An 8481-nucleotide genomic window follows, 5' to 3' on the forward strand; every position below is an offset into this window, starting at 1 on the left:
TGGTTACCGCTGGTTAATTTAGCGTATGTTCACTCGGCCGAATGCACAGCAACCGCTGCCTGGCGCTGCTTTTCAAGCGTCGCATAACGCTTGAGGAACGCCGCCTGCGCCGAGGTCACCGAGCGCGGGTTGAAATCGAAACGGTCGGCATTGAAGCCGCGCGGCCGGCCGAAGAACTCGGTTGCCTCCGCAGTCGAAAAGCCGGCGAGCAGCGTCGCCTCATAGTAGGCAGCGATCTGGTCGGCGCGCTTGATCTCCTTGCGCAGGCCGGCGCCGAGTTCGGCCGGCAGCGAAAAGCGCTGATGGATGGCGCGCTGCAGGCGCAGCTCGCAGTCCTTGTAGGAGCCGCCCATCACCGATTTGAACGGCGAGATCATGTCGCCGATGACATATTCCGGCGCGTCGTGCAGCAGCGCCGCCAGCCGCGCATTGGCCGAGGCATCCGGCTGCAATTCGCCAAAAAGCGCCTCGACCAGCAGCGAATGCTGGGCAACCGAAAAGGCGTGATCGCCGCGTGTCTGACCATTCCAGCGGGCGACACGGGCAAGCCCGTGGGCGATGTCGGAGATTTCGATGTCGAGCGGCGAGGGATCGAGCAGGTCTAGCCGCCGTCCCGACAGCATGCGCTGCCAGGCGCGCGGCGGCGCCCCGACACGGTCGGCGGCCATCAGGCGTCCTCCGCGCCGACGGCTTCCTTGGGAAAGCTGAACTTTGCCCAGGCCGGAATGGCGAGCGAAACAGCGACGTCACCCGCCAGGATCGGTTGGCCGGCGTCGAGCGCCGCCTTGACCCGGTCGATGCGGGCAATGGCTAGGCCGATCGAGCCTTCGCTCGAGCCGAGCGTGCCGACCGGCCGCCCCGCCACCGTCAGCTCCGTGCCCGGCGCGGGCAAGGCATGGTCGGCCGAAACGATCAGCACGCGCCGTCTGGCGGTGCCGCGATGCTGCATGCGCGAGACCACTTCCTGGCCGACATAGCAGCCCTTCTTGAAGCCGACCCCGCCGGTCTCGTCGAGCAGCACGTCATGCGGGAAGGCGTCGCCGAGCTGGTAGTCCGGCCCGCTTTCGGCAATGCCGTGGGCGATGCGCAGGGTTTGCCACGCAGCCTGATCGCCGCCTTCGGATACCCTTCCATAGGAGCGGCTGACGGCTACGTCACGGAAGCGGGTATCGGCAAGTGTCGTTGAATCAGAATGTGAAGCGGTTGAATCATCGCCCCATGCAACCGTAACAAGCGATTGATCCTGCTTGGCAATCTCGGCCTTCGCGCGCAGCTTGTAAAGCATCAGCCGGCGCAGGAAATCGTCTGCGACGTCGGCCCGGCATTCCAGCTGGAAGCCGCTTTCGCCGGCGCGCGCGATCAGAAAATCGAACAGGATCTTGCCCTGCGGCGAAAGCAGTGCGCCGGGCTTTGCCTCTGCGGCGGCCAGCGTGTCGAGGTCGGTGGTGAGGATGTTCTGCAAAAAATGCTCGGCATCCGGGCCTGACACGGAAATGAGGGCGCGGTCTTTAAGCAGGGCAAAGGGCATGGGTTGAAATCAAGCCTGATCTTGCAAAAGGGTCGGCCTTTACGTAAGCCGACGACACTCCCCCCGCAAGAGACCGCACGCTCATGGCTACTACCTACGACCTCATCCTGACAGGCGGCACGGTGGTCAACCATGACGGCGAGGGCGCGCGCGATGTCGGCGTCAAGGACGGTCGCATCGCGGCCATCGGCGATCTTAGCCAAGCCTCGGCCGGCGAGAGCGTCGACTGCCGCGGCCTGCACATCCTGCCGGGCGTCGTCGACAGCCAGGTGCATTTCCGCGAGCCGGGGCTGGAGCATAAGGAAGATCTGGAGACGGGCTCGCGCGCGGCTGTGTTGGGCGGCGTCACCGCCGTCTTCGAGATGCCCAACACCAACCCGCTGACCGCCAGCGAAGCGGCGCTTGCCGACAAGGTGCGGCGCGCCACCGGCCGCATGCATTGCGACTTCGCCTTCTGGGTCGGCGGTACGCGCGAAAACTCCGGAGATGTCGGCGAACTCGAGCGGCTCCCCGGTGCGGCCGGCATCAAGGTGTTCATGGGCTCGTCCACAGGCGACTTGCTGGTCGAGGATGACGAGGGCGTCGCTTCGATCCTGAGAAACACCCGCCGCCGCGCCGCCTTTCATTCGGAGGATGAGTTCCGTCTGCGCGAACGGCTTGGCGAACGAATTGAGGGCGATCCGTCATCGCACCCCGTTTGGCGCGACGAGATCGCCGCCTTGCGCTGTACCGAGCGGCTGGTGCGTATTGCGCGAAACACCCGCGCCCGCATCCATGTCCTGCACATCTCGACCGCGGAAGAAATCCTGTTCCTCGAACAGCACAAGGATGTCGCCACCTGCGAGGCGACGCCGCATCATTTGACGCTCGCGGCCGACGACTATGCGCGGTTGGGCACGCTGATCCAGATGAACCCGCCGGTGCGGGCGGCACGCCATCGCGACGGCGTCTGGCACGGCATTGCGCAAGGCATCGTCGATGTGCTGGGCTCCGACCACGCCCCGCACACGCTGGCCGAGAAGGCAAAGCCCTATCCGGCCTCGCCGTCGGGGATGACCGGGGTGCAGACGCTGGTGCCGATCATGCTCGACCACGTCAATTCAGGCCGGCTGACCCTGCAGCGCTTCGTCGACCTGTCCAGCCACGGCCCGCAGCGCATCTTCGGGATGGCCCGGAAAGGCCGCATCGCCGCCGGCTACGACGCCGATTTCACCATCGTCGACATGAAGCGCCGCGAGACCATCACCAATGCGCAGGCCGGCTCCAAAGCCGGCTGGACGCCCTATGACGGCAAGCAAGTGACCGGCTGGCCGGTCGGCACCGTCGTGCGCGGCCGTCGCATCATGTGGGAAGGCGAGATCGTCACGCCCGGGCAGGGCAGGCCGGTGGAGTTTTCCGAGGCCTTGGCGAAATAGCCTGACGGCAAAAACTCAATCCCCGGCGACGAAGAATGTCCACTGCCCGGCGGGCGTGATGCCGACGCGGTAGAAGATGTAGGCGCCGAACTGTTTCATGTCGTCATAGTCGCCGGCGGTGACGATCTTGAACAGTTCGACCCGCTGTTTGGCGTCGAGCTTGTCCAGCGGCATGGCGAAGAAGTATGGCCAGACATAGAGCTCCTGCGGCGTGCCGACATCGACATGGACATAGCCGGCATTGAGCACCTCTTCCATGATGGCGAGGATTTCCTGGCCTTCCTTGTCGCCCGAAAGCCCCTTCAGGAAGGCGATCGGGTCGCCCTCGATCTCGCCCAGCGACAATTGGGTCATGGTCTCGCCGGTGCCGATCAGGGGCCGCAGCTTCTCGATGTCGCCGCTGACGCAGGCTTCGACCATCAGGTCGTGCATGCGCCTGACCGGCTCCGGCAATTTGGAAAGGTCGTAGACGACTTCAGGCACCGGCGCATCGGGATCGGCACGCGGGTTGGCCACGCCGCCATCGTCGGTCGGCCCTTCCGGCTCGCTTTGTTCGGGCTCTGCGGGTGACTTCGGCTGGCTGGCCGCTGGCGGCGTCGTGCCGGGCAGATCTGGCATCGGCACGGAATTTTCGGATGGCGCCGTCTCACCATTGGCTGGCGGCGCAGCCGGCGCCGGAAGCTCCTCGCGCTTGATCTCGCTCAGCGCGTAGGCAGGGCTGCTTGTCAGGACAAGTGCCGGCGGAACCGCGGCGCAGGAAGCGGCAAGCCAGATGCTGAGGACCAGTCCGCGAGGCTGGCCTGACATCGAAAAATTCACCGCTTGCCTCTCCTTGGGCCTGGGCTCCTTCAGGTGCCAGGCATGATGCCCAAACGGCGCGCCGTCGTCAAAGAACCGATCAAGGCGCCGGAGCGCCGGTTTGCGCCCGGAGGGACGCAGGCAGATCTAGTGGCGCAGCCGCTCCGGCTCGAAAGCGCCGGCGATCACCTTTTCACGCATGCGGTCGAGCAGGGCAAGAGCTGAAGTCTCGCCATTGGCGCGCAGCATCTCGCCGAACGCCATTTCAAGTGCTGCCTCGGCGATGATTTCCGGCTCGATGCCGGCCGACAGACCTTCCGCCCAGGCCTCGCTATGGCTTTCCACCGCGGTCAGGCGCTTTTCTTCCCTGACCAGCGCGTCGATGTCGTTGACGCCATGTTCCATTTGCGATGTCCACCCTTTTCAAGCGGCGATCCGACGGGTCGAATCCGGCTTGGGCTGTCCCTGTCTCCACGCAGGCTAAGTAAGTATTTGTAAATACGACATTTTTTTGATCGTCTTTTACAAACTTCATCGCCTGCGTTCGGTCCAGGTTAAACTTAGCCGATTAGACCGGTGAGCGGGATGAAAACCTTCAGTTTGAGTTAATTCCACATCCGTGCGCTAACGTTTCGTTAATACTGTTGCCAAAGTGCAACACCAACATTGCATCAACATGCCGTGGATACAAGGCGGAGGTACACGAAAAGGTGTGGCTATAACGCAGTCCGGCGCTCGTCAGTTGCCATAGCGCGAAGCGATGTCGCGGGTCAGTGTCTCGCCTTCCTTCATGTAGCGGCTGATGGCCGCGGTCGCTGACGGCGTGCAGTGCGTGTAGGTGCCGCCGAAGGAGCGGTAGCCGCGATTGAAGCTGGCAATGAAGCGGGCGCGCCGTTCCGGATCGGGATTTTCCGAATCGATCAGCTTTTCCATCTCCGTGCGCCACTGGTCGCCCTTTTCGCCGCACAGATTGCGCAGGAAATCCAGCGACCCCAGCACCTCGGCCAGCCGCATCAGCCCAGGCTCGAACGGCGACTCGGCGGCCGGCGCCGGCTGGACGGCAGCCGTGCTGGCGGCGAAGCATGCGGCAAGGAAGAGCGCGGCGCGGGTCATAAGTCTTTCTGGCCAAACAATTTGTCGCCTGCAAGGCGATTCTCTGTGTTCAGATACCGGGACCGTTTGAGCCCAGAAGCTCCTCAGCGACCTCAAACACGTCGCCCGCGAGCGGCATGTCAGTCATTTCGTCCAGCGTATAGAAGGCTGCGGTCTCGGCGTCGTCGCTGGCTGCCGCTTCGCCGCCGGCATAGACAGCGCCGAACACCGTCAAGAGATAGTCGACCGGGTGATTCTCGCCGCTGCCGTCGATGTGGATGTCGCGAAGCGGACGATAGTCTCTCGCCCGCAGCCCGGTCTCTTCCAGCAATTCACGCGCCGCTGCCTCCGCAAGCGTTTCGCCAGGCTCGACCTTGCCGCCGGGAAAGGCAAAAACCCCTTGCGACGGCGGCCGCGCCCGCTTGACCAGCAGCACTGTCGTGCCGCGCACGACAGCGACGGAGACGGCGGGAAGTGTCTTGCGCTGCTCGTTCATCGATCGCGATTCGCCTATATGAGGTCAGACCCTTGTGGACGGCTGGCGGCATTGAGCTTTAGCGGTTGCGCACGGCCGGTTCCATCGTCACCTTCGCGGTCGGATCATTTCATCGAGCTTGCTTTATGTGCGGACGCTTTGCCCTGACGGCCACGCCGGACCAGACCGCTGCCTTGCTCGGCCTGGCGGAGCTGGAGGAGTTTCCGGCCCGCTACAACATCGCGCCGACGCAGCCGGTGCTGATGGCGCTCTCCGGACCGCCGCGCATGCCGGGCTCGAATTTGCCGGATCGCCAGGCGATGCTGGTGCGGTGGGGTCTGATCCCGGCCTGGGTCAAGGACACCAGGGAATTTCCGCTGCTGTTCAATGCGCGCTCGGAAGGAGCGGCGGAGAAGGCCTCGTTCAAAGCCGCCATGCGCCATCGCCGCGCATTGGTTCCGGCCTCCGGCTTTTATGAGTGGCAGCAATCGGGCAACGGCAAGAAGGGCCAGCCCTACTGGATACGGCCGAGGAATGGCGGGCTCGTCGCCTTTGCCGGGCTGATCGAAACTTATGCCGAGCCGGGTGGTTCGGAGATGGATACCGGCGCCATTCTCACCGTCAACGCCAATGCCGGCATCGCCCATATCCATGACCGCATGCCGGTGGTCATCGCGCCTGAGGATTTTGCCCGCTGGCTGGACTGCCGCACGCTCGAGCCGCGCGACGTGGCCGACCTGCTCAGACCTGCACAGCCCGATTTCTTCGAGGCTGTGCCGGTCTCCGACCTCGTCAACAAGGTCGCCAACACCGGGCCCGAGATACAGGACAGGGGCATCGTCGGGCCTGAGCCCGAGAAGGTCAGGCGCCAGAAGCCCGGCGCGGACGACAGTCAAATGACACTGTTCTAGAGCACAACCCCAAGAAACCAGTCTTCGGGAAGAACCTGCTCAATTAGGAAGTGCTGTTGTTTCAGGCGCGCTTGGGCGTCTCAGCCTTCCGTGCCGGCGTACGCCTTGGCGGCGGCCGGTGCCCGAGCTTTGATCAGGCAGCGCGGGGCGAGGTGATTTTCGGCGCCGGCTTCTTCTTCTTGGCGGTGTGGAGAAGGGCGGCGACGATGGCGGCCGGGCCGATCGCGCGGTAGTGGTTGGCGAGCGCCGGTTGCTTGGCGCGGCTCGATTCCTGCTTGGTTCGTGACATCAATCTCTTCCCTGGTAACATTTCCGTGTCTGCGTTTGCCGGCCGAATCTGACCGAATCGTGACCCATGGTGAACTAGCCGGCGAATGTTTCATGACTGTGCCGACATGTTTAATAAAATGTTTCAGTGCCTCATGACCTGTGATCCAGCGACGCTTTTGCCGGAAGTTGCGACTTGACGGCAACACCGGCCAAGGCGATAAAGCCGCCCATGAAAACGTCTTTCGCCATTTGTGGCATTTGCATTATTGGCTAGCCTCGCGCTGGTCCGGACGTTTTCGCCTCATCTTTCCCCAGAGTGGACAAACGCCCCGGCCAGCAGGCTGGAGCCCGATTTGTGCCTCGGCGCAAGGACGGCTCGGCCCAGAGCATGATCCCGAACCGAAGGTCCACGAAGTGAAAAGTGGGTACCGGTTTTCGGATAAGATCATGCTCAACCAAAGAGTAACGGACCGGAAGGGCACGCATGTCTGACGCATCGAAGGGTCTCAGCCTCTACAACACGCTAACGCGGACGAAGGACGTGTTCGTCCCGATCGATCCGAGCAATGTGCGCATGTATGTCTGCGGCCCGACCGTCTACGACTTTGCCCATATCGGCAATGCGCGGCCGGCGATCGTCTTCGACGTGCTGTTCCGTTTGCTGCGTCACCTCTACGGCGAGGCTGGTGTCACGTATGTGCGCAACATCACAGATGTCGACGACAAGATTAACGCCCGCGCGCTGCGCGATTTCGGCGCCGAGATCGCGTCGGGAAAACTGACGCTCAACGAGGCGATCCGCCGCGTCACGGAAAAGACGGCCGACCAGTATCACAAGGATGTCGCGGCCCTCGGCTGCTTGCCGCCGACGGTCGAGCCGCGCGCCACCGAGTTCGTCGCGCGCCGCGCCGACGGCAAGGCCGACATGATCACCCTCATCGTGCGCCTGATCGAGCGCGGCCATGCCTATGTCGCCGCCGGCGAGGTATTGTTCGACACCGCCTCGATGCCGGACTACGGCGAACTGTCAAAGCGCAATCTCGACGAGCAGCAGGCCGGCGCCCGCATCGCCGTCGATGCGCACAAGAAGAACCCCGGCGATTTCGTTTTGTGGAAATTGTCGTCGCCGGAAGAGCCCGGCTGGGACAGCCCGTGGGGCAGGGGCCGTCCGGGCTGGCACATCGAGTGCTCGGCCATGTCGGCCGCCTATCTCGGCGACGTCTTCGACATCCATGGTGGCGGCCTCGACCTGATCTTCCCCCACCATGAGAACGAGATTGCCCAGTCGCGCTGCGCGCACGGCACCGACGTCATGGCCAATGTCTGGATGCACAATGGCTTCCTGCAGGTCGAGGGCCAGAAGATGTCGAAGAGCCTCGGCAATTTCTACGCCATCGCCGAACTGCTGGAGACCGACACATTCGGCGGCCGCAAATGGCCGGGCGAGGTGCTGCGGCTGGCGATGCTGATGACGCATTATCGCGAGCCGATCGATTTTTCGGTCCGCAAGCTGGAGGAGGCTGAGAACACGCTGCGCAAATGGAAACGCGCCGCGGACTTGGCGCCGGCCGCAGGGCAGGTGCCGGCGGAAGTCGTGGCAGCGCTGTCGGACGACCTCGCCACCTACGCCGCCTTCCAGCAGCTGACGCAGCTTGCCGGCAAGGCCGCGGACGGCAACGAAGCTGCCGCTTCGCTGAAGGCCTCGCTGCTGTTCCTCGGCTTCGATGTCGGTGCGGCCAAGGTCGATGAGGCCGCGGTCGCCGAAGCCATCGCCAAGCGCCTGGAACTGATCGCCGCGAAAAACTGGGCCGAAGCCGACCGCGTGCGTGATGAGCTGCTGGCGCAAGGCGTGCAGCTTAAGGACGGCAAGGATCCGGCGACTGGAGAGCGCGTGACGACCTGGGAGGTGAAGCGGTGAGGGTGACGCGAGGCACCGTTGCGAGGTTGGCGAAGGCGCCGATGACAGCTGATCTCCCCCCTTGCGGGGGAGAT

The 8481-nt window shown here is 63.8% G+C and carries 10 protein-coding genes; 3 read left to right on the forward strand and 7 right to left on the reverse strand.

What is annotated here, in order from left to right; translation table 11 throughout:
* Positions 1 to 29: 29 nt before the first annotated feature.
* Both AC1DXM_RS16810 and ygfZ read right to left on the reverse strand, forming a co-directional pair.
* The gene (locus AC1DXM_RS16810) at positions 30 to 668 is read right to left on the reverse strand and encodes an HD domain-containing protein (RefSeq protein ID WP_477234340.1); all 639 of its coding nucleotides are present in this window, start codon (positions 666 to 668) and stop codon (positions 30 to 32) included.
* A complete protein-coding gene (gene ygfZ / locus AC1DXM_RS16815) occupies positions 668 to 1528 on the reverse strand; it encodes a CAF17-like 4Fe-4S cluster assembly/insertion protein YgfZ (RefSeq protein ID WP_477234342.1) in 861 nt (286 codons plus the stop codon). The genes AC1DXM_RS16810 and ygfZ overlap by 1 nt, the downstream gene beginning before the upstream one ends.
* 83 nt (positions 1529 to 1611) lie before the next feature.
* On the opposite strand from ygfZ, the gene AC1DXM_RS16820 reads away from it, so the two are divergent.
* Positions 1612 to 2943: a dihydroorotase gene (locus tag AC1DXM_RS16820; protein WP_477234344.1), complete on the forward strand. Its 1332-nt coding sequence runs from the start codon at positions 1612 to 1614 to the stop codon at positions 2941 to 2943.
* 15 nt (positions 2944 to 2958) lie between these two features.
* On the opposite strand, the gene AC1DXM_RS16825 is transcribed toward AC1DXM_RS16820, so the two are convergent.
* The 4 genes from AC1DXM_RS16825 to AC1DXM_RS16840 form a co-directional block, all read right to left on the reverse strand.
* Positions 2959 to 3762: a hypothetical protein gene (locus AC1DXM_RS16825; protein ID WP_477234346.1), complete on the reverse strand. Its 804-nt coding sequence runs from the start codon at positions 3760 to 3762 to the stop codon at positions 2959 to 2961.
* Between the two features lie 126 nt (positions 3763 to 3888).
* The gene (locus AC1DXM_RS16830) at positions 3889 to 4146 is read right to left on the reverse strand and encodes a hypothetical protein (protein ID WP_477234348.1); all 258 of its coding nucleotides are present in this window, start codon (positions 4144 to 4146) and stop codon (positions 3889 to 3891) included.
* Positions 4147 to 4479: 333 nt separating this feature from the next.
* On the reverse strand, positions 4480 to 4854 hold the full coding sequence (locus AC1DXM_RS16835; protein WP_477234350.1) for a TIGR02301 family protein: 375 nt from the start codon (positions 4852 to 4854) through the stop codon (positions 4480 to 4482).
* Between the two features lie 49 nt (positions 4855 to 4903).
* Positions 4904 to 5329 carry an NUDIX hydrolase gene (locus AC1DXM_RS16840; protein WP_477234352.1) on the reverse strand — a complete coding sequence of 142 codons (426 nt, stop codon included), beginning with the start codon at positions 5327 to 5329 and terminating at the stop codon, positions 4904 to 4906.
* 125 nt (positions 5330 to 5454) lie between these two features.
* Between AC1DXM_RS16840 and AC1DXM_RS16845 the strand changes: the two genes are divergently transcribed.
* A complete protein-coding gene (locus AC1DXM_RS16845) occupies positions 5455 to 6219 on the forward strand; it encodes an SOS response-associated peptidase (RefSeq protein ID WP_477234354.1) in 765 nt (254 codons plus the stop codon).
* Between the two features lie 133 nt (positions 6220 to 6352).
* Here AC1DXM_RS16845 and AC1DXM_RS16850 read toward each other — a convergent pair whose 3' ends face one another.
* Positions 6353 to 6508: a hypothetical protein gene (locus AC1DXM_RS16850; RefSeq protein ID WP_112560752.1), complete on the reverse strand. Its 156-nt coding sequence runs from the start codon at positions 6506 to 6508 to the stop codon at positions 6353 to 6355.
* Positions 6509 to 6973: 465 nt separating this feature from the next.
* Here AC1DXM_RS16850 and cysS point away from each other — a divergent pair, with 465 nt between their 5' ends.
* Entirely contained in the window at positions 6974 to 8407 is a 1434-nt protein-coding gene (gene cysS / locus AC1DXM_RS16855; RefSeq protein WP_477234357.1) for a cysteine--tRNA ligase, read from the forward strand.
* The last annotated feature ends 74 nt before the right edge of the window (positions 8408 to 8481 follow it).

It is taken from the genome of Mesorhizobium sp. P3_A2 (genome assembly GCF_056403115.1).